Source organism: Bradyrhizobium sp. BR 1433 (genome assembly GCF_051547665.1).
Classification (GTDB): domain Bacteria; phylum Pseudomonadota; class Alphaproteobacteria; order Rhizobiales; family Xanthobacteraceae; genus Bradyrhizobium; species Bradyrhizobium australafricanum.
In genome coordinates this window covers 7219068-7238514 of the sequence record NZ_JBPUGG010000001.1, presented here as the reverse complement: position 1 = coordinate 7238514, position 19447 = coordinate 7219068, and the positions used below count along the sequence as shown (strand labels likewise).

Annotated in this window: 17 protein-coding genes and 4 pseudogenes; 11 read left to right on the top strand and 10 right to left on the bottom strand. The window is 65.6% G+C overall.

Annotated elements, in window-relative coordinates:
• Positions 1-28: 28 nt before the first annotated feature.
• The 4 genes from ACSKB9_RS34790 to ACSKB9_RS34775 are packed head-to-tail and all read left to right on the top strand — an operon-like array spanning position 29 to position 3472.
• Positions 29-592, top strand: coding sequence for a nucleoside 2-deoxyribosyltransferase (locus ACSKB9_RS34790; RefSeq protein ID WP_438078828.1), 564 nt, complete (start codon positions 29-31; stop codon positions 590-592).
• Positions 589-1350 (top strand): TlyA family RNA methyltransferase, encoded by a 762-nt coding sequence (locus tag ACSKB9_RS34785; protein WP_438078826.1) that lies wholly within the window; start codon positions 589-591, stop codon positions 1348-1350. Before ACSKB9_RS34790 ends, ACSKB9_RS34785 begins: the two co-directional genes overlap by 4 nt.
• Complete coding sequence (locus tag ACSKB9_RS34780) at positions 1343-2584, top strand: class I SAM-dependent RNA methyltransferase (RefSeq protein WP_438078824.1); 1242 nt, start codon at positions 1343-1345, stop codon at positions 2582-2584. Before ACSKB9_RS34785 ends, ACSKB9_RS34780 begins: the two co-directional genes overlap by 8 nt.
• 54 nt (positions 2585-2638) lie before the next feature.
• Complete coding sequence (locus tag ACSKB9_RS34775) at positions 2639-3472, top strand: nucleotidyltransferase domain-containing protein (protein ID WP_438078822.1); 834 nt, start codon at positions 2639-2641, stop codon at positions 3470-3472.
• Positions 3473-3576: 104 nt separating this feature from the next.
• On the opposite strand, the gene ACSKB9_RS34770 is transcribed toward ACSKB9_RS34775, so the two are convergent.
• Positions 3577-4428 carry a DUF1194 domain-containing protein gene (locus ACSKB9_RS34770; RefSeq protein WP_438078821.1) on the bottom strand — a complete coding sequence of 284 codons (852 nt, stop codon included), beginning with the start codon at positions 4426-4428 and terminating at the stop codon, positions 3577-3579.
• 233 nt (positions 4429-4661) lie between these two features.
• Here ACSKB9_RS34770 and clpS point away from each other — a divergent pair, with 233 nt between their 5' ends.
• Positions 4662-4967, top strand: coding sequence for an ATP-dependent Clp protease adapter ClpS (gene clpS, locus ACSKB9_RS34765; RefSeq protein ID WP_021076758.1), 306 nt, complete (start codon positions 4662-4664; stop codon positions 4965-4967).
• On the opposite strand, the gene ACSKB9_RS34760 is transcribed toward clpS, so the two are convergent.
• The 4 genes and pseudogenes from ACSKB9_RS34760 to ACSKB9_RS34745 all read right to left on the bottom strand — a co-directional run bounded on the left by ACSKB9_RS34760 (position 4931) and on the right by ACSKB9_RS34745 (position 8894).
• Positions 4931-5407, bottom strand: coding sequence for a hypothetical protein (locus ACSKB9_RS34760; protein WP_438080665.1), 477 nt, complete (start codon positions 5405-5407; stop codon positions 4931-4933). The genes clpS and ACSKB9_RS34760 overlap by 37 nt on opposite strands.
• A 396-nt stretch (positions 5408-5803) precedes the next feature.
• A pseudogene (locus ACSKB9_RS34755) lies at positions 5804-7013 on the bottom strand (adenylate/guanylate cyclase domain-containing protein).
• Positions 7014-7057: 44 nt separating this feature from the next.
• The gene (gene aroC / locus ACSKB9_RS34750; RefSeq protein WP_438078818.1) at positions 7058-8146 is read right to left on the bottom strand and encodes a chorismate synthase; all 1089 of its coding nucleotides are present in this window, start codon (positions 8144-8146) and stop codon (positions 7058-7060) included.
• A gap of 148 nt (positions 8147-8294) precedes the next feature.
• Positions 8295-8894 carry a histidine phosphatase family protein gene (locus ACSKB9_RS34745; protein ID WP_438078816.1) on the bottom strand — a complete coding sequence of 200 codons (600 nt, stop codon included), beginning with the start codon at positions 8892-8894 and terminating at the stop codon, positions 8295-8297.
• 227 nt (positions 8895-9121) lie between these two features.
• Between ACSKB9_RS34745 and ACSKB9_RS34740 the strand changes: the two genes are divergently transcribed.
• Together ACSKB9_RS34740 and ACSKB9_RS34735 are read left to right on the top strand one after the other, a co-directional pair.
• On the top strand, positions 9122-9610 hold the full coding sequence (locus ACSKB9_RS34740; protein WP_016844579.1) for a sigma-70 family RNA polymerase sigma factor: 489 nt from the start codon (positions 9122-9124) through the stop codon (positions 9608-9610).
• Positions 9611-9677: 67 nt separating this feature from the next.
• A complete protein-coding gene (locus ACSKB9_RS34735) occupies positions 9678-10442 on the top strand; it encodes an anti-sigma factor family protein (RefSeq protein ID WP_057015209.1) in 765 nt (254 codons plus the stop codon).
• 385 nt (positions 10443-10827) lie between these two features.
• On the opposite strand, the pseudogene ACSKB9_RS34730 reads toward ACSKB9_RS34735, so the two are convergent.
• A pseudogene (locus ACSKB9_RS34730) lies at positions 10828-11786 on the bottom strand (DnaJ C-terminal domain-containing protein).
• 118 nt (positions 11787-11904) lie between these two features.
• Positions 11905-12228 (bottom strand): RT0821/Lpp0805 family surface protein, encoded by a 324-nt coding sequence (locus tag ACSKB9_RS34725; RefSeq protein ID WP_438078814.1) that lies wholly within the window; start codon positions 12226-12228, stop codon positions 11905-11907.
• Positions 12229-12421: 193 nt separating this feature from the next.
• Here ACSKB9_RS34725 and pdxH point away from each other — a divergent pair.
• Both pdxH and ACSKB9_RS34715 read left to right on the top strand, forming a co-directional pair.
• A pseudogene (gene pdxH, locus ACSKB9_RS34720) lies at positions 12422-13065 on the top strand (pyridoxamine 5'-phosphate oxidase).
• A gap of 155 nt (positions 13066-13220) precedes the next feature.
• On the top strand, positions 13221-13973 hold the full coding sequence (locus ACSKB9_RS34715; RefSeq protein WP_018270354.1) for an SDR family NAD(P)-dependent oxidoreductase: 753 nt from the start codon (positions 13221-13223) through the stop codon (positions 13971-13973).
• A 132-nt stretch (positions 13974-14105) separates the two neighbouring features.
• On the opposite strand, the gene ACSKB9_RS34710 is transcribed toward ACSKB9_RS34715, so the two are convergent.
• On the bottom strand, positions 14106-14327 hold the full coding sequence (locus tag ACSKB9_RS34710; RefSeq protein WP_438078812.1) for a hypothetical protein: 222 nt from the start codon (positions 14325-14327) through the stop codon (positions 14106-14108).
• Positions 14328-14457: 130 nt separating this feature from the next.
• Positions 14458-15433, bottom strand: a pseudogene (locus ACSKB9_RS34705) (magnesium transporter CorA family protein).
• A gap of 338 nt (positions 15434-15771) precedes the next feature.
• Between ACSKB9_RS34705 and ACSKB9_RS34700 the strand changes: the two are divergent.
• Positions 15772-16449: a L,D-transpeptidase gene (locus tag ACSKB9_RS34700; protein ID WP_438078810.1), complete on the top strand. Its 678-nt coding sequence runs from the start codon at positions 15772-15774 to the stop codon at positions 16447-16449.
• Positions 16450-16466: 17 nt separating this feature from the next.
• On the opposite strand, the gene ACSKB9_RS34695 is transcribed toward ACSKB9_RS34700, so the two are convergent.
• Positions 16467-17663, bottom strand: a complete 1197-nt coding sequence (locus ACSKB9_RS34695; protein ID WP_438078808.1) for an extensin family protein — start codon at positions 17661-17663, stop codon at positions 16467-16469.
• 76 nt (positions 17664-17739) lie between these two features.
• Here ACSKB9_RS34695 and ACSKB9_RS34690 point away from each other — a divergent pair, with 76 nt between their 5' ends.
• Positions 17740-19368: a fatty-acid--CoA ligase gene (locus ACSKB9_RS34690; protein WP_438078806.1), complete on the top strand. Its 1629-nt coding sequence runs from the start codon at positions 17740-17742 to the stop codon at positions 19366-19368.
• Positions 19369-19447 lie beyond the last annotated feature (79 nt).

The following is a 19447-nucleotide window of genomic DNA, read 5'->3' as shown; positions in this document are numbered from 1 at the left end:
TCGAAAACGCACCAGCCCCGGCAAGTCCATGAAGATCTATCTGGCAGGTCCTGACGTGTTCCTGCCGGATGCCGTGGAGATCGGCCGCCGCAAGGCGGAGGTTTGCGCCTATCACGGGCTGACCGGGCTGTATCCGCTCGACAACAGCATCGATCCCACCGCCGCCGGCGTCTCGCTCACCATCTTCAAGAGCAACGAGGCGATGATGGAGTCTGCCGACGCCATCATCGCCAACTTGACGCCGTTTCGCGGCCCCAGTGCCGACGCAGGCACGGTTTACGAACTCGGCTACATGGCGGGACGCGGCAAACTGTGCCTCGCCTATTCCAACGATCCCACGTCCTACGCCAATCGCGTGGCGCGGCTCAGCCAGGTCGTGCCGGCATCCGACGGACGCCTGATCGATGCGGAGGGGCTGACGGTGGAAGAGTTTGGATTGCCGGACAATCTGATGATGATGCACGCGCTCGACCTGCACGGCAGCCCGCTGGTGACCCCGCGCGAGCCGTCGGTCGACCTATGGCACGACCTCACCTCCTTCGAGGCCTGCGTGCGGCTCGCTGCCGCGCAGCGCCGGCAGGCGGCGAAGTGACCAGAGCGGGCGACAACGACAACGACGCATCCGCCGGCAAACGCATCGACGTGCTGCTGGTGGAACGCGGCCTGTTCGAAAGCCGGGCGCGAGCGCGCGCCGCCATCGACGCCGGCCTCGTCACCGCCGACGGCAAGCAGATCGCGAAGGCGTCCGAGATCGTCGCACCGGGCGCGGCCCTCTCGGCCGAGCCGGCGCATCCCTATGTCTCGCGCGGCGGCGTCAAGCTCGCCGGCGCGCTCGAGCACTATCCGATCGACGTCGAGGGCCATGTCTGCCTCGATGTCGGCGCCTCGACCGGCGGCTTCACCGAAGTGCTGCTCGCCAATGGCGCGAGCCTCGTGTTCGCCATCGATGTCGGCCACGGCCAGCTGCATCCCTCGCTGCAGGGGCATCCGAAAGTCGTCTCCATGGAGGCGACCGACATCAGGAGTTTCGAGGGCAAGCGCCTGCCGGCGCGGCCCGACATCGTGGTGATCGACGTCAGCTTCATCTCGCTGAAGCTGGTGCTGCCGGTTGCGCTGTCGCTGGCGGCCGCCCCGATGCATCTCTTGGCGCTGATCAAGCCGCAATTCGAGGCGGCGCGCAAACACTCCAAGCGCGGCGTGATCCGCAACGCGATGGTGCACCAGGAGATCTGCGACGATATCGCCGCCTTTGCCGCCTCGCTGGGCTGCACCGACATTCAGGTGTTCCCGTCCTCGATCTCGGGCGGCGACGGCAATATCGAATTCTTCCTCGGCGCGCGCCGTGGCTGAGCTTCTCACCATCGACCATGTCGGCCACCGCGGCGACGGCGTCGCGATCGAGGGATCGCAATCGATCTTTGTGCCTTATGCGCTGGCCGGCGAAACGGTCGAGGTCGACGACGTCCCGGGCAACCATCCCGATCGGCGGCGGCTGCTGCGGGTCGCGCAGGAAAGCCCCGAGCGCATCGCGCCGTTCTGTCCGCATTTCGGCGTGTGCGGCGGCTGCGCGATCCAGCACTGGAACGATGCGCCCTACCATGCCTGGAAGCGCAACATCGTGGTCGAGACGCTGGCGCAGGCGAAGATTGCGGCGGACGTCACAGCCCTGATCGATGCCCATGGCGCGGGCCGTCGCCGCATCACGCTGCACGGGCGCATGGGCCCCCATGAGGTCCTCAAGGTCGGCTACGCCGCGGCAGGTTCACACGACATCATCCCTGTCGATCGCTGCCCGATCCTCGATCCTGCGCTCGACGGTGCGCTTGAGGCGGCCTGGGCCACCGCCGAGCCGCTGACCGCGATCGGCAAGCCGCTCGACATCCAGGTCACCGCAACCGTCAACGGCCTCGACATCGACGTGCGCGGCTCCGGCGCGCTGCCGACCAGCCTGATCACCACTCTGTCGCGCGTCGCGCAGAAGCACCGGCTGGCGCGGCTAACACGCCACGGCGAGCTGGTGCTGCAGCGCGGCTCCCCCGAGATTGCGATCGGAAAGGCGAAGGTCGTGCTGCCGCCCGGCTCGTTCCTGCAGGCGACCGTCAAGGGCGAGGAGACGCTGGCCGCGCTGGTTCGCGAGCATTGCGGACGCGCCAAGCATATCGCCGACCTGTTTTGCGGCGTCGGTCCGTTCGCGCTGCGCCTCGCGGAGAAGGCGCGGATCGCAGCCTTCGATAGCGATGCCGGCGCCATCACGGCGCTGCAGAAGGCCGCGCAATCGACGCCGGGGTTGAAGCCGCTCAAGGCCGAGGCGCGCGACCTGTTCCGCCGTCCCCTGATGCCGCAGGAGTTGCGCGACTATGACGCCGTCGTGTTCGACCCGCCCCGCCAGGGCGCGCAGGCGCAGGTCACCCAGCTGGCGGCGAGCAAGGTGCCGGTGATCGTCGCGGTGTCCTGCAACGCCGCGACGTTTGCGCGCGACGCGAAAATCCTGATCGACGGCGGCTACAAGATCGCAGCCGTCACACCGGTCGATCAGTTCCGCCACACGGCGCATGTCGAGCTGGTGGCGCGGTTCGCGCGCTGACAGGACACAGCGACTATCGCTGAGCGCGGGCAGTCTCGCTATAGTCTGCGCTCCATGTCCGACGATCCGCTGCTCGCACGCATCATCCCCGTTATCGCCGCCGTATCGGGCGTCGCCGCCATCGTACTCGGCGGCTCGCGGGCGCGCGGCACGGCGCATGACGCCTCCGACACCGATATCGGCCTCTACTATCGGGATGGCGCCGCGCCGGATATCGATCGGCTGCGCGAAGCTGTAACGGGTCTGGTCGACGATCCCGCTGTTGCGCATGTCACGCCGGTCGGCGAATGGGGACCGTGGATCGTCGGCGGTGCCTGGCTCACGATCGGCGGCCGCAAGGTCGACCTGCTCTACCGCAGCATCGATCAGGTCTCCGCTGTCATCGATGCTTGCCGGAACGGCGAGATCAGCATGCACTACCAGCCCGGCCATCCGCACGGCTTCTGCTCGGCGATCTGGATGGGCGAGGTCGCGCTGTGCCATCAGCTGCACGATCCCGACGGCCTCGTCGCGGCGCTCAAGGCGAGGACCGCGCCCTACCCGCCGGCCCTGCGCGATGCGCTGATCCGGCGCTTTCAATGGGAAGCCCTGTTCAGCATCGAGAATGCCGAACTTGCTCTGCCGCGCGGCGACAGCACGCATATCGCGGGCTGCGCCTATCGCGCGCTGGCCTGCATCGCGCAGGTGCTGTTTGCGCTGAACGGGACGCATCTGATCAACGAAAAGGGCGCGCTGGCCCAGGCCGCGAATTTTCCGGTGACGGTTCGCGGCCTCGCTGGCCGCGCCGCGGAGGTCTGGCGGCAGATCGGCGCGACCGAGCATGCCGCCGCGTTGCAGATGCTGCGCGCGATAGAGAGTGAGCTCCAGAAGATCTGTAGGGCGAGTTAGAACCGTAGGATGGGTAGAGCGCAGCGAAACCCATCATTCGCGCCATAGACATGAATTGATGGGTTTCGCTGCGCTCTACCCATCCTACGAGGTCCACATGATCGCTACCGCCCCCAGCGGTCCTGCCAGATCTTCTCGCCGATCAGGCAATTGACCCGCGGCTCCTTCTCGGCGGTCCGCATGATGGGGCGCTCGGGGGTGCGGCCGGCGACTTCGAGCAGCAGCTTGGTGCGGATCGCCTCCTTGAACTTCTCACGATCCTTGATCGTCACCACGAAGGAGCCCGGTCCGCCGATCACGCAGTCCTCGTAGTAATAGTCGAGATTCTCGATATCCATCGTCGAGTAGGACGGTTCCTTCACCATGATCGGCAGACCGTTGATGACGATGCCCTTGTCGAGCGCCGCATCGCGCGCGGGCGTGATCGGCGTGCCGTTGTTGTTGGGCCCGTCGCCGGAAATATCGATTACGCGGCGCAGCCCGCGATGCGGATTCTCGTCGAACATCGGGATCGCGAAATAGATCGCGCCGGAGATCGAGGTGCGCGAGGCGCGGCGCACCGGCGTCTTCATGATCTCGGCGGCGACCGCATCGGCGGATTCAGGGCCGTCGATCACCCGCCAGGGGATGATGATCTTCTGATCGTTGGAGGCGGCCCATTCGAAATAGGTGATCGAGATCTTGCCGTTCGGACCGGCCTTCAGCGCCTGCAGGAAATCCTTGGAGACGATCGCCTGCGCATAGCCCTCGCGCTGGATCGCGAGTTCGTCCATGTCCATCGAATAGGAAACGTCGACCGCGATGATCAACTCGATGTCGACGCTCGGTGTGGATTTCTTTTCAGCCAGGCGATGGCCGGGCTGGGTTCCCGGGCCGGGCGCGGCAACACCGGCCACATCGCCGCTGGCCAACATGCCCGCGACAAGCACCGCTCCGATCGAGACATACCAGCGCATTGCGGCCCTCCCGTCGTATGAGTGTCATGGTGACACGCAATTCAGGCGGCGAAAAGCGCAGATATCAGCTGTCCTTCACATTCAGGTTAGACGTCTACGCTCAAGTCAGACTTCGCTTGCCTCGAATGCGGCGACACGCGCCGTGCCGTTGCCGCAATGACGCCGTGCAAATCGAACGGTTCCAAGGCGCACCTGAAGACGGTATTCTTACGGGGCAATCGCGAGGGAGTGCGATGCCAGATACCGTCGTCAAGCCGAAAACCAGGACGAAGACCAAGGTCGAGCGGCCGCGCCTGCACAAGGTGATCCTGGTCAACGACGACTACACGCCGCGCGAATTCGTCGTCACCGTGCTGAAGGGTGAATTCCGCATGACCGATGACCAGGCCTACAAGGTGATGCTGACGGCGCACCAGCGCGGCGTCTGCGTCGTCGCTGTCTTCACCAGGGACGTCGCCGAGACCAAGGCGACGCGCGCCACCGACGCCGGCCGCGCCAAGGGCTATCCGCTGCTGTTCACCACCGAGCCCGAGGAATAGCGCGCCAGCGCCAGATTGCCACAGGCCTTGCCGCGAATTTTAGCGATCGCGGCGACCGGTGCTTTAGGGATCGCATGGCATGAACGCGGCATGTCCGTCGCGCTGCGCCAACAACTTTCCCTGCGGAAGACCCGCCCTGAGACCTCGTTCGGGCCATTTCGCCCGTTGCCCGCCCTGCCCTGGCTCATCATGGCGGCGGCGCTGCGGATCGTCGGTTTCGGCAGGCCCGGCCTGACGCTGCCCGCGCTGGTGCTGGCCGACATCTGCGTGCTGCTCGCCTTCTTCGCGACAGCGCGGGACTCGATCCAGGCTGCCGGAGGCCAATCGTCGCTCGGCGAATGGACCCTGGCCGAGCAGACCAGACTGTCGGCGTCGATCCTGTGGCGGATCATGCTCGTGATGATCGTGGCATCAGTCGGCACCGCCGCGGTCGGCTTCACGTCGTTTGCTCCGCATTTGATGTGGGGCCTCGACGGCATGGCCTTCGATCAGGACTCCGATCTCGGCCGGTTCTGGAGTGCGGCGATCGCAGCGCTGGTGCTCTTGATCATCGTCAATGCGGAAGGCAATGGCGGCCGTGTCGCACTGTTTGCCGCCGTCAAGAGCCTTGGCCGGCACGCGCTCTGGCTTGGCGCGGCGGTGCTCGTGCTGGGCACGATCAACGTTGCGCTGGGCTACGGGCAGGCGCTGGTGCGCACCGCGATCTGGCACTTCTGGCAAATCTCGATGGTGGACCAGCCGCTCAAGAACCTTATCTACGTCGTCTTCATCTTCAGCTTCGCCATGCTGCGGCTGTGGATCACGCTGTCGATCCTGACTTTCGGCCTGAAGCAGTCCTACGCCCGCGGCGGCCAGCTCGCAGCAGCGACCGGCGCCTCGTCGTACAGGCCGTAGAACTCGTTCGGCCTTGGCAAATCCCGCGATCGGAAACTCGCCGAGATCGCTCCAGCCGCCGTCGCTGATGCCGGCGAAGCGCTCCGAGGCCACCACGGTGCGGCCGAGACGGCCGGCGATCTTCTCCAGCCGCGCGGCGAGATTGACCGCCGGACCGATGCAGGTGAAGTCGAGCCGGTTGCCGCCGCCGATATTGCCGTAGAGCACGCGCCCGAGATGCAGTGCGAGGCCGAAACGGAAGCGTTCGACGGCATCGCCATTGGCGAATTGCAGCGCCTCGACGCCGGCGCGGGACGCGCGCGCGGCCTCCAGCACGCGTGAGCAGACCTGCACCTCGTCACCGAGATATTCGTCGACCGGGAACACCGCGAGCAGGCCGTCGCCCATGAATTTGAGCACCTCGCCGCCATGGTCGCGGATCGCGGTGACCTGGCAATCGAAATAGAGGTTGAGGATCTCCACGACAGTCTCGGCCGGCAGGCGGTCCGACAGCGCGGTGAAGCCGCGCAGGTCCGACAGCCAGATCGCGGCATCCATCGTATCGGCATGGCCGCGCCGGATCTGGCCGCCCATGATGCGCTCGCCGGCACGGTTGCCGACATAGGTGTCGAGCAAGAGCGAAGCGGTGCGGCGCAGGGTGATGATTTCGATATAGCGCGCCAATGGCACGGCGATCGACCGGATCGCATCGAGCTGCTCGTCGGTGAAGCCGCCCGGCTGCCTGGTGGTCCAGCTCGAGGCATTGACGAAGCCGTCGGTATAGACCAGCGGCACGGCGATGTAGTCGGTGACGCCTTCGGCGTGCAGGTCCACGACGATCGGAAACCGGGCGCTTGCGGGATCGTCGAGCCGCGCGCGCACTTCAACGCCCTGCCTGAACACGGTCGACAGCGGGCTGACGGCAAATTCCGGGAAGTCCAGGATGTTGTGATCGACGGTGCCGGTTTCGACCTCGGCGCCGGGCTTCCAGAAGAAATGGCGGCCGTAGATCTCCGGATGCAGCGTGCGCACGAAGACGCCGATGCGCCACAGCGGCAGGCCGGCCCGCACCAAGCGCTCGCAACATTCCGCCATCATCTGCGGCGGGGTCGGCGCCGACCGCGCGCCGCCGATCATCCACTCGATGATGTCCCGAAGCTCCGACGCGTTCATGGCATTCCCCCAGGGCGGTCTGGTGACCGCCACTATATAAGGGATCAGCGCCCGGTCTGCCCGCGGTCGCGCAGAAAATGATCGGCCAACACGCAGGCCATCATGGCCTCGCCGACCGGCACCGCCCGGATGCCGACGCAGGGGTCGTGGCGGCCCTTGGTCAGGATGTCGGTATCCGCGCCCTTGCGGTCTACGGTCCGGCGCTTGGTCAGGATCGAGGAGGTCGGCTTGACCGCAAAGCGCACCACCACCGGTTGCCCGGTCGAGATGCCGCCGAGCACGCCGCCGGCGTGGTTGGACAGGAAACGCGTTCCGTTGTTGCCGGTCCGCATCTCGTCGGCGTTCTCCTCGCCCGACAATTCGGCGGCGCCGAAGCCGGCGCCGATCTCGACGCCCTTGACCGCGTTGATGCTCATCATCGCCGCCGCCAGGTCGCTGTCGAGTTTGGCGTAGATCGGCGCGCCGAGCCCGGCCGGCACGCCCTCGGCGACGACCTCGATGACGGCGCCGATCGAGGAGCCGCTCTTCCTGATGCCGTCGAGATAGCTTTCGAAGAACGCCGCCTTGTCCTTGTCGGGACAGAAGAACGGGTTGTTGGCGATCTCGTCCCAGTCCCACTTCTCGCGGTCGATCTTGTGCGGCCCCATCTGCACCAGCGCGCCGCGCACCTTCACCCCGGGCAGTACCTTGCGCGCGATCGCACCGGCCGCGACGCGGGTCGCGGTCTCGCGCGCGGAGGAGCGTCCGCCGCCGCGATAGTCGCGCAGGCCGTATTTCGCTTCATAGGTGAAGTCGGCGTGGCCGGGCCGGAACTTGTCCTTGATCTCGGAATAATCCTTCGAGCGCTGGTCGGTGTTCTCGATCAGCAGCGCGATCGGCGTACCGGTCGTCACCTGCACCCCGCTCTCCGGATGCGCCATCACGCCGGACAGGATCTTCACCGCATCCGGCTCCTGGCGCTGGGTGGTGAAGCGCGACTGGCCGGGGCGGCGGCGGTCGAGGTCGTGCTGGATCTCCTCCACGGTCAGGGGGATCAGCGGCGGGCAGCCGTCGACGACGCAGCCGATCGCGACCCCATGGCTCTCGCCGAAGGTCGTGACGCGGAACATATGGCCGAAAGTATTGAAGGACATGGCGTGTCGTAACGCGCAGAGGCAGCGGGGTCAAACAGCCAGCCTGTCATTCCGGGGCGATGCGGAGCATCGAACCCAGAATCTCGAGATTCCCGGGGCGCAATTGCGCCCCTGAGGTTCGCTTCGCGCCCCGGAATGACAGTGCGAGTTAACTATGCTTCCGCAGCCCCTGCTCACCGAATACGTAGACCGCCCCCTGCTCGATATAGAGTTCGGCGGCCGAGGCCGGCGTCTCGAAGCCGAGCGCCACCATCAGCGCCCGCGCCGTACCGCCATGGGCAACCGCGACCGTGTCCGACGTCACCGAGCGGTACCAGTCGGTCATCCGCGCCTGGACGTCGACATAGCTCTCGCCGCCCTCCGGCGACACCGTCCACTTCTCGGCCAGGCGGCGGGCATAGACGGCGGGGTCGGCGGCCTGCGCCTGCGCCAGCGTCGAGCCTTCCCACGTCCCGTAGCCGATCTCGCGCAACCGCGCGTCGAGGGCGTAGTCGCCGGGTGGCAGGCCGAGCTCGGCGCGCACCAGCTCCATTGTGGCGCGCGCCCGGATCAGCGGGCTCGCGACAAACGGCACCGTCGTCTTGTCACGGCCGTCGCGCACCAGGAGATCGCCGAGGATGCGCCCGGCATGCGCCGCCTGGGCGCGGCCGCGCTCATTGAGGGCGATGTCCTGCACGCCCTGGAGCCGGCCTTCGGCGTTCCACGCGGTCTCGCCGTGGCGGATGTAATAGATCGTCGGTACCGGCATTCCCGTAACGGCTGGTCCCTGCTGCGCGAGAGGTCGGCCGCCTCAAGGCTTCCACGCTTCGAATTTTTTCGGCTCGGAGGTACACCAGCACTTCGGCCGGCGACAAGTCCAAATCGGCCGCAGCTTGGGCGGTATGTGCGCAGATCGGCGCGGACGGAATAGCCACGCCGCCAGGGTGTTATGTTGAACAAGGCGGCTATCGCCGAGACCATCGAAGACTGGGATGCATGACCGCGTTTCGTCAAAGTGTCGAAGCCATGATACCGGCGCTGCGTCGCTATGCGCGCGCGCTGGCGCGTGACACGGATATCGCCGACGATCTGGTGCAGGACACGCTGGTGCGGGCGCTGCGCTCGGAGCGGCTGTTTCTCGGCGGCGACGTCAGGAGCTGGCTCTACACGATCCTGACCAATCTGAACAAGAACCGCCGGCGCTCGCTGGCGCGGCGGCCGGCGTTCGTGCCGCTGCTCGATAACAATGCCGACGCCAGCGGCACCGAGGCCGAGGGACGCGACATCGAACGCGCGCTGTCGACGCTGGTCGAGGAACAACGCTCGGTGCTGCTGCTCGTCATGCTGGAGGGCATGAGCTACCGCGAGGTCGCCGATATCCAGGGCGTGCCGATCGGCACGGTGATGTCCCGCCTCGCCCGCGCCCGCGCCCATGTCCGGGCCTCGATCGAGGGCCAGCGCCCGGCGCTCCGGCGGGTGAAATGATAATGTGCGCGATGGCCGGCGTTATGCATGAACGATTTTCGAACAAGATTTGGCAGAGACCACTGATATGACCGACCCGAACATTCCCGTCACCGAAGACGAGTTGCACGCTTACGTCGACAACGAGCTGCCAGCCGAACGCCGCGGCGATGTCGAGGCGTGGCTTGCCGCGCATCCCGACGACGCGGCGCGGGTGCAGTCATGGCGTGCGATGGCCGAGACACTGCATGCACGCTACGACACCGTGCTGGACGAGGCGGTGCCGAAACGGCTCGAGCTCGAGCGGCTGGTGCGCCAGCCGCGCCGCTGGGTCTATGGCGCGGTGGCGGCGACGGTCATGGCCTTCGTCGCCGGTGGCGGCGCCGGCTGGATCGCGCGCGGAGCGGCGGCGACGCCGTCGGCATTCCAGAGCTTCACGGTCGATGCACTCGATGCGCATCGGCTCTACGTGGTCGAGGTCCGGCATCCCGTCGAGGTGCCCGGCAGCGAGCGCGACCACCTGCAGCAATGGCTGACCAAGCGCTGCGGCTGGGACGTCCGCGCGCCGGAGCTGACCGGGCTGAAGCTGGTCGGCGGCCGCCTGCTGCCCGGACCGAGCGGCCCGGCGTCGTTCCTGATGTATGAGAGCACGTCAGGTGAGCGCTTCACGGTCTACACCGCCAAGGTGAAGACCGAGGCGACCCAGATGCGCTACGCCGTGCAGGGCAGCGACGGCGCGCTGTTCTGGGCCGATCGAGGCGTCGCCTATGTCGTCAGCGGCGGCACCGATCGCACGCGCCTGACCCAGGTCGCGCAGGCCGTCTACGATCAGATGGAGAAGAGCGGCGGGTGATCTTCCGTAATTTTACGGAAGATCAGGTCGTCGAAATTGCGTCATTTCGAGCAAGTGAATCCAGCCTCACTCAGCGTCCCAATTCCGACATCGAAAACTTCGATTCGCGTCATCGACGCGTCTCATTATCGCACCGGATGCTCACGCGAAGATGATCCGCGCCCGATCCGCCGATCGGCGCACGCGGCCTCGATTGGGGTTTTGTGTACCGCGCTGGTCCCCCTCTCGAGGCCGCACTCCTTTTCCGTCATCCGGTCTGCACGCCGCAGACCTCGGACGGCCCATCATCCTTTGTGACGCGCTCACGATGCCCGCGTCTACCCCGATAGAGTCCGGGGTAGTGCAGTTTCGCGTCTTCGCGTCTTTTGGGGCGCGTTATCGGCGGTCAGCCGAGATCGCTACGCGGATTGTAGGGTTTTTGATCCCGCCATGTCTGCATCAATGCCTCAAGCTCGGCATCGTTCCCGTCGGGAAGGATGATGCGGGTCGTGACATAGAGGTCGCCGGTCGCGCCCGCCTTCGACAGCCCCTTGGCCTTGAGGCGGAAGGTACGGCCGCTCGAGGTGTTCTTCGGGATCGACAGTTCGACCGCGCTGCCGAGCGTCGGCACGCGGACCTTGCCGCCCAGCACCGCCTCGTAGAGGGTGATGGGCAGGTCGATCCTGAGGTCGTTGCCGTCGACCTTGAAGAACGGGTGCGGCGCGATCGAGATCGTGATCAGGAGATCGCCGGGCGGATGGCCTTGCGCGGTCTCGCCCTGCCCCTTCAGCCGGATCTGCTGACCCGCAGCGACCCCGGCGGAATCTTGACGTTGAGCTCGCGGCCGGTCGGCAGGCGGACGCGCTTGTCGCCGCCCCTGACCGATTCCTCCAGCGACACCGTCATAGCGACCGAAAGATCGAGGTCGACGCCGACCCCGCCGCCGTCAAACTCGAACGGACTGGCCCGGCCCGCGCGGCTGCCGCCTCCGCGAGCCGCATTGCCAAACATGCTGTTGAGGATGTCCTCGAAGCTGCCGCCGCCCATGCCGCCGCCGGGCCCGGAGCGGAAACTGTACTCGAAGCCGCCCGGACCGGCACGGCCGCCGGCACCGCTGCCGCCAGGGAAACCCTGGAAGCGCGGCTTGCCTTCGGCATCGATCTCGCCACGGTCGAACTGCTTGCGCTTGTCCTCGTCGCCGACGATCTCGTTGGCCGTGTTGATCTCCGCAAAGCGGGCCGCCGCCTTCGGGTCGTTCTTGTTGTTATCAGGGTGATGCTTCTTGGCGAGCTTGCGATAGGCGCTCTTGATCGTCGCAGCGCTGGCGCTCCGCTGCACCCCCAAGACCTCATAGGGGTCGCGCATCCGTCACGTCTCCTTCACGGGAAAAATCAGTCCTGGCCGGGAACCCGTCCGGGCCCACTTTGCCTTCATGTGGGGGCTCAGTGGCATTTTTGCAACTAGTCCGGCTTCGCCGGAATTCTCAGGATTTTCTCCAGGGCTTCAGGCTATGGATTTCCCACCGCCCTTGTCCAGCCTTGCATGCGGCGCCCTGCAGCCAGCTCTCGGTGGCTCCATTGACGTAGCTGGCAAGGAAATCCCGGCACGTCTTGCCATCCTCGCCCGAATAGGCCTGGGCCAGCGGCGTCACCGAGCCGCGCGCGCCGGTTTCAGGATTTTCCCAGGGCTGGCTGGAATCCTTGTCGCCCTTGGTCAGCACGTCGGAGGCGGCATTGCGGGCGAAGGCGAGATCGCTGTCGGTCGGCATCACCGCATTGATCTGGGTCGGCCTGATCGAGCCCGTCACATCCTTGTCGTCCAGCTTGGCGAAGGCGTCGCTGCGCGAACAGGCTGCAGCCGCTTGCGCCGACGCCGATCAGGATCAATGTCACCACCGCGCCTGCGGGGTGGATCGCCGATAGGCCAACGCGCCCCCATGCCCTATATAGGGCTAGTAACGCGCTTTCAGACGCGGGCGGATGCAAATCGGGACTCCTGACATGACCGACACGACCTCCATCAAACACCCGACACCGTTAACATCGGGTGATTTCACCGCGGCGGAGGAGCCGTTCGCCCTGTTCGCCGAATGGTTTGCGGAGGCGATCAAGTCCGAGCCGAACGATCCGAACGCGATGGCGCTTGCGACCGTCGATCCCGACGGCCTGCCCGACGTGCGGATGGTGCTGATGAAGGGCTTCGATGCCGACGGCTTCGTGTTCTACAGCCACATTGCGAGCGCCAAGGGCCGCGAATTGGCCGCAAATCCTGAAGGCTGCTTTACTCTTCCACTGGAAATCGCTGCGCCGCCAGGTGCGCATCCGCGGGCCGGTCACGCCGGTGACCGATGCCGAGGCCGACGCCTGATTTCGCCACCAGGCCGAAGCAGGCGCAGATCGGCGCTTGGGCCAGCAAGCAGTCGCAGCCGCTGGAGAGCCGCTTCGCATTCGAGCAGGCGATCGCCAAGACCGGTGCGAAATACGTCATCGGCGAGGTGCCGCGGCCGCCGGGCTGGAGCGGCTGGCGGATCACGCCGCAGCGCTTCGAGTTCTGGCACGACCGCCCGTACCGCCTGCACGATCGCATCGAATTCCGCCGCGACGGCGCCGGCAGCGCCTGGTCGAAGGTGCGGCTCTATCCCTGAAAGCTGCGACCGTCATGGCCGGGCGAAAGCGCGAAGCGCATCTTCGTGTAAGATGACCCGGCCAGCGACGTCTTGATCCCAAGTCATCCCAAGTCGTTCGAAGGCGTGGATGCCCGGCACGCCGCCGCGCATGACGAAAACGAAAGAAACCGTCGATGCCCCACCCATCCAATGCGCCGCGGCGCACGCTGCTTCTGACCGGCGCAAGCCGCGGCATCGGCCATGCCACCGCGATCCGGTTCTCGTCCGCCGGCTGGCGCGTCATCACCCTGTCGCGGCATGCGTTTCCCGAGGTCTGCCCCTGGGGCGCCGGGCCGGAAGACCATATCGAGGTCGACCTCGGCAGCCATGACGACACCGTTCGCGCGATCTCTGAGATCCGCAGGCGGCTCGAGAACGATGAACTGCACGCGCTGGTCAACAACGCCGCGATCTCGCCGAAGGCTGCGGGCGGCGGCCGGCTCGGCACCATGGACACCGACATCGAGACTTGGACCCACGTTTTCCACGTCAACTTCTTCGCACCGATCATGATCGCGCGCGGGCTGATCGAGGAGTTGAAACACGCCAAGGGCGCGGTGGTGAACGTCACCTCGATCGCCGGCTCGCGAGTGCATCCGTTTGCCGGCGCGGCCTATGCGACGTCGAAGGCCGCGCTCGCGGCGCTGACGCGCGAGATGGCATCGGACTTCGGCCGCGTCGGCGTCCGCGTCAACGCGATCGCGCCGGGCGAGATCGATACCTCGATCCTGTCGCCGGGCACCGAGAAGATCGTCGACCAGCAGATCCCGATGCATCGCCTCGGCACGCCGGACGAGGTCGCCAAGATCATCTACGTTCTCTGCACGGAGACCAGCTCTTACGTGAACGGTGCGGAGATCCACATCAACGGTGGTCAGCACGTCTGAGCTTGGGAAGAGCCGTATTTCGGGGAAGGAAGTTTTGAGGCGATCCCGGCCGCCGCCGCGGCCGTCATTGGGATTGCTTCACTTGCAGGCGTAACAACGCAAACGAGGCTTCTGCCTCCGAGGCTTCGGCCTCTAGTCTGCGTAGAACCGACGCGACTTCTTCTCGGGCTGCCGCAGCGCGACGTCGTTCAGCGCGCTGGAGCATTCGTCTTCGTCCTCGCCATCCAGCAACGCAGCGCCACAGTAACGGCAAAGTCTCGGCGGGATCGCCTGCACCTTGCCTGCTGCGCGGTCCTGTTGATAGCGCGCAAAGTCGATGACGTTACGCCGTGGCGTTATGATCTTCTCAACCATTGCTGTCCTCCGGCTTCGAGGCGGGCGTTATCGCAGACAAGTTTCGCCCAAACGTTCAGCGCAACGCTCAAATTTTAGCAGAGGAAATAAGGCAGAAAGCGCGTCCCAAAACGCGACGCGTGGAACCGGTTTACAGCCACTTTTTCCACTTGAAGATCCAGTAAGGCACGATCGCCGCGATCAGCATCAGCACCAGTGCATACGGATAGCCGTGCGCCCACTCGAGTTCCGGCATGATCTTGAAATTCATGCCGTAGATCGAGGCGATCAGCGTCGGCGGCATCAAGACCACCGCCATCACCGAGAACAGCTTGATGATGTTGTTCTGTTCCAGATTGACCACGCCGAGCATGGCGTCGAGCACGAAGGTGATCTTGTTGGAGAGATAGGAGGCGTGGTCGGTCAGTGAGGCCACGTCACGCTGCATGGTCTTGAGCTGCTCGCGCATGTCCTTGGACCATTTCACGCCCTCGACCACCGCGGAGAGGAAGGTGACGAGGCGGCCGATCGAGACCAGGCTTTCGCGAACCTTCGAGGTCAGGTCGCCCTTGCGGCCGATCGCGATCAGAATTTGCGAATATTGCTTGGCGTGGCCGTGGCGCTCGCTCTCCGGCTCGAAGATGTCGTGGGACACCTGGTCGATATCGGCCCCGCAGCGCTCCAGAATGTCGGCGCAACGGTCGATCACCGCGTCCAGCAGTTCCATCAGCACCTGCTCCCCGGTGATGCCGGGAACAGGCGCGCGCCAGCTTGTTCTCGACCAGCGCGAACGGCTTCGGCAGGTCGTAGCGCACCGTCACAAGCCGATGACCGGTGAGGATGAAGGTCACCGCCGTGGTGCGCGGCATGTCGGTGTCGGACTGGCACATCAGCGTCGCGGTCATGTAGCGCGCGCTGTTCTCGATATAGAGGCGGCTGGAGATCTCGATCTCCTGCATGTCTTCCCGGGTCGGCACCGCGATCCCCGCGAGCTTCTCGACCGCCCGGTCCTCCTCCACGGTCGGATTCACCAGATCGACCCAGACCGCTCCCTCGGGTAGCGCGCCGAGGTCCGTCGCGGTGGCCTTCTTGAGCGAAAACTCGGACGGAACGAACACCGACAGCATCACGAACTCCACGAAACAGGGCTGGCAGGACCCGCCGACTTAGCGCGATTCTGGGGGGCGCTTCATGACCGGGGTATTAACCGGGCATCCATACTTGTGGCGGCCAGGCGGCAACGACGTGACGCCGACTCGTCGACCGTTGCCTGTTTGCACAAAAACCAACCCGGCACCAGAACAGTTGCGGCAAAAAAGCCACAGACAGCGTCCCGCGATGCGGGAAAGGCATCTAGACTCTGGGAATAATGGCACGTTTCGGCAATAATGCCGCTAATGGAATCGTGGCGTTTGGGGCGTAATAGTGGCGCTTTCGGGCGCGGATTTTCGATTGGAATGTAATCATGTCGTCGCTCAAAGTTACCCTCGGGATCCTGGCCGCGGGCCTGATGTTGTCGGGCTGCATGCAGGCCACAACCTATGAGGCAACCAACACCGCGAACTTCAAGCCGCGTGACAAGGAACTCCTGGCCAAGACCACCTACGTCAAGACACCGGTCGCTGAACCGTTCCGCCGCGCCATCGTCGAGTATCACCGCAAGGAAGCCCCCGGCTCGATCGTGGTCGATTCCGACAACCATTACCTCTATTACGTGCTGAACGACGGCAAGGCGATCCGCTACGGCATCACTGTCGGCGAGGAAGCCATGGCCTGGTCCGGCATCGCCAAGGTCGGCAGCATGACCGAATGGCCGGCCTGGCACCCGACCCCCGGCGAAATCTCGCGCCTTGGCGTGCCGACCTTCGTGGCCCCGGGCCCCGACAATCCGATGGGCTCGCGCGCGATGTATCTCTATTCGGGCGGCAAGGACACGCTGTTCCGCATCCACGGCACCAACCAGCCGGAATATATCGGCGCGTCGATCTCCTCGGGCTGCATCCGCATGACCAACGAGGACGTCATCGACCTCGACAACCGCGTCAAGCTCGGCACCATCGTCGTGGTGCTGGAGCCGAAGCACGGCGACTCGCCCTACAAGCCGCAGATGGCGCTGCAGGGCGGCGGCGGCACGACCTATTGATCCAATCGCAATCGCGATCAAAAGCGCCGGCTTTGCCGGCGCTTTTTTGTTGGCTGCGGTTTGGTCTCGGCGCTGCGGTCGGGCGCGGCCGCATCATCTGATTTTGTGGCGTCCGGCTTGCCGGTGCCGGACTTGCCGGTGTCAGACTTCCCGTGGTCAGCTTTGGATGTGTCCGCTTTCGGCGCGTCGGATTTGGCGGCGACCTCGCGCGGCGGCGCCTCTTCGGGGCGCTCGGCCGGCAACAGCGGCGCGACCTGCGGCAGCGGGTTGTCCACGTTCCACTGGCAGATCCGGTAATTGTTACGACGCTCGATCAGATCGAGATGGATGTGGTCCTCGTGGTACCAGTCCGAGCCCGGGCCGAGCACTGTGGAGAAGCGGGCGCAGACCGAATGCAGCACGGTCTCGCGCAAGGTCCGCGGCACGCTGCGGTCGGTCAGCGAGATCGACTTGCCGTTGGCGAGACCGAGCGCGCGGACGTCGAGCGCATTGGCGCGGCCGTGCTCGGAGAGTTGCGCTCCGGCGACCCGATTGCGGCCGCGGCACTCGAACGAGTTGAAATTGTCGAGATTGCTGATCCCGCCCCCGAGGTTCTGCGCGAGCGGCGCGATATCGGTGCGGACCCAGTCGGCGACCGCAGCGGCCATCTTGCAGCGGAGGATCGCGGCGGGCTTGACCGCGACCTTGCGCTTGTCCGCCAGCACGATCGCCTCGAGCCGCACCAGATCCTCGCCGCCGCAGCCCCCGGCGCCGTGGATGTCCGGAATGCTCGGGGCGATCGCGATCTCCTCGGTCAGCGCCTGCCGGCAGGCCGAAAGCTGCGGCGCGGCGGACTCGGCCGGCTTGGCGGCATCAGCGGGCTTGGCCGTCTCGCTGGGCCTGGCCGCCTCGGCAGGTGCGGCCGGAGACCGCGTCCCGGCCGCGGGCGGCTCGGGCTCGTTCGCCGCCGGCGCGTGAGCTGCCGCCGGCGCCTCAGCCGGGCGTGGCTTCGGCAGCGGCACCGCTGAGCGGCGGGCTGCCTTGTGCGGCCTTTGCGGCCGGGTGCCGAACAGATCGTCCCACGGAAAGCTGGGCGCGCGGCGGGCGGCCTCGGCTGGGCCTGCTTGCATGCCAAGGCAAAGCAGCACGGCGGCGGCGGTAACCATTGCCGCGCCCCCGCGACGAAACGCGCCAACAGGCCATTTTCGGCTTGCTTTCTCCGCGCTAAAGTTCATGTCAGTTCCATGATTTTACTGCCGGCCGTCCAAGATGCCGGCGGATCATGTGTGAGGATCGAGGAGGGATTCGCGTATGCTTGGTTTGATGCAAGATTGGCCCTTGCTGTGTCACAAGATTATTGAGCATGCCGCCAAATATCACGGCACACAGGAAGTCGTGACGCGGTCGGTCGAAGGCCCGATTCATCGCACCACCTACGCCCAGATCCACACCCGCGCACTGAAGGTCTCGCAGAGCCTGGAACGCGACGGCATCCAGCTCGGCGACCGCGTCGCCACCATCGCCTGGAACACCTGGCGCCACCTCGAGGTCTGGTACGGCATCATGGGGATCGGCGCGATCTGCCATACGGTCAATCCGCGCCTGTTTCCGGAGCAGATCGCCTGGATCGTCAACCACGCCCAGGACCGCATCGTCATCACCGACCTCACCTTCGTTCCGGTGCTGGAGAAGATCGCAAGCCAGCTGCCGAGCGTCGAGCGCTACGTGGTGCTGACCGACAAGGCGCACATGCCGCAGACCACGCTGAAGAACGCGGTCGCCTATGAGGACTGGATCGCGGCATCCGACGGCAAGTTCGAGTGGAAGACCTTCGACGAGAACACCGCGGCGGCGATGTGCTACACCTCCGGCACGACCGGCGATCCCAAGGGTGTACTTTATTCGCACCGCTCCAACGTGTTGCACGCGCTGATGGCCAACTCGAAGGACGCGCTCGGCACCTCCGCGTCGGACACAATGCTTCCGGTGGTCCCCTTGTTCCATGCCAACAGCTGGGGCATCGCCTTCTCCGCGCCGTCGATGGGCACCAAGCTCGTGATGCCGGGCCCGAAGCTCGACGGCGCCTCGGTGTACGAGTTGCTGTCGACCGAGAAGGTCACGCACACCGCCGGCGTGCCGACGGTGTGGCTGATGCTGCTGCAATACATGGCCGCCAACAACGTCAAGCTGCCGGATCTGCAGATGGTGATCTGCGGCGGGTCGGCGATGCCGCGCTCGATGATCAAGGCGTTCCTCGACATGGGCAGCCAGGTGCGCCACGCCTGGGGTATGACCGAGATGAGCCCGCTCGGCACGCTGGCGACGCTGAAGCCGCCGTTCACCGAGCGCACCGGCGAGGAGCGGCTCGACATCCTGCAGACCCAGGGCTATCCGCCGTTCGGCGTCGAGATGAAGATCACCGACGATGCCGGCAAGGAGCTGCCGTGGGACGGCAAGACGTTCGGCCGTCTCAAGGTCTCGGGCCCGGCGATCGCCAAGGCCTATTTCCGGATCGACAGCAACATCCTCGACGATGCCGGCTATTTCGACACCGGCGACGTCTCGACGATGGACGAGCACGGCTACATGCGGATCACCGACCGCTCCAAGGACGTGATCAAGTCCGGCGGCGAATGGATCTCCTCGATCGATCTCGAGAACCTCGCAGTCGGCCATCCGGCGGTCGCGGAAGCCGCCGTGATCGGCGTCCAACACCCCAAATGGGATGAGCGGCCGCTGCTGATCGTGCAACTCAAGCAGGGCCAGAGTGCCACGCGCGAGGACATCCTGAAGTTCATGGACGGCAAGATCGCCAAATGGTGGATGCCCGACGACGTCGCCTTCGTCGACGGCATTCCCCACACCGCGACCGGCAAGATCCTGAAGACGGCGCTGCGCGACCAATTCAAGGATTACACGTTCCCGACCGCCGCGGCGTGAAAACAAACGCTCGTCATGCCCGGGCTTGACCCGGGCATCCACGACTTCATCGTGCGGCAAGACATGGATGGCCGGGTCA

Coding starts and splice junctions, on each gene's coding strand:
- ACSKB9_RS34790 (WP_438078828.1), top strand. CDS start 29: ATGAAGATCTATCTGGCAGGTCCTGACGTGTTCCTGCCGGATGCCGTG.
- ACSKB9_RS34775 (WP_438078822.1), top strand. CDS start 2,639: ATGTCCGACGATCCGCTGCTCGCACGCATCATCCCCGTTATCGCCGCC.
- ACSKB9_RS34770 (WP_438078821.1), bottom strand. CDS start 4,428: ATGCGCTGGTATGTCTCGATCGGAGCGGTGCTTGTCGCGGGCATGTTG.
- clpS (WP_021076758.1), top strand. CDS start 4,662: ATGCCAGATACCGTCGTCAAGCCGAAAACCAGGACGAAGACCAAGGTC.
- aroC (WP_438078818.1), bottom strand. CDS start 8,146: ATGTCCTTCAATACTTTCGGCCATATGTTCCGCGTCACGACCTTCGGC.
- ACSKB9_RS34745 (WP_438078816.1), bottom strand. CDS start 8,894: ATGCCGGTACCGACGATCTATTACATCCGCCACGGCGAGACCGCGTGG.
- ACSKB9_RS34740 (WP_016844579.1), top strand. CDS start 9,122: ATGACCGCGTTTCGTCAAAGTGTCGAAGCCATGATACCGGCGCTGCGT.
- ACSKB9_RS34735 (WP_057015209.1), top strand. CDS start 9,678: ATGACCGACCCGAACATTCCCGTCACCGAAGACGAGTTGCACGCTTAC.
- ACSKB9_RS34715 (WP_018270354.1), top strand. CDS start 13,221: ATGCCCCACCCATCCAATGCGCCGCGGCGCACGCTGCTTCTGACCGGC.
- ACSKB9_RS34710 (WP_438078812.1), bottom strand. CDS start 14,327: ATGGTTGAGAAGATCATAACGCCACGGCGTAACGTCATCGACTTTGCG.
- ACSKB9_RS34700 (WP_438078810.1), top strand. CDS start 15,772: ATGTCGTCGCTCAAAGTTACCCTCGGGATCCTGGCCGCGGGCCTGATG.
- ACSKB9_RS34695 (WP_438078808.1), bottom strand. CDS start 17,663: ATGAACTTTAGCGCGGAGAAAGCAAGCCGAAAATGGCCTGTTGGCGCG.
- ACSKB9_RS34690 (WP_438078806.1), top strand. CDS start 17,740: ATGCTTGGTTTGATGCAAGATTGGCCCTTGCTGTGTCACAAGATTATT.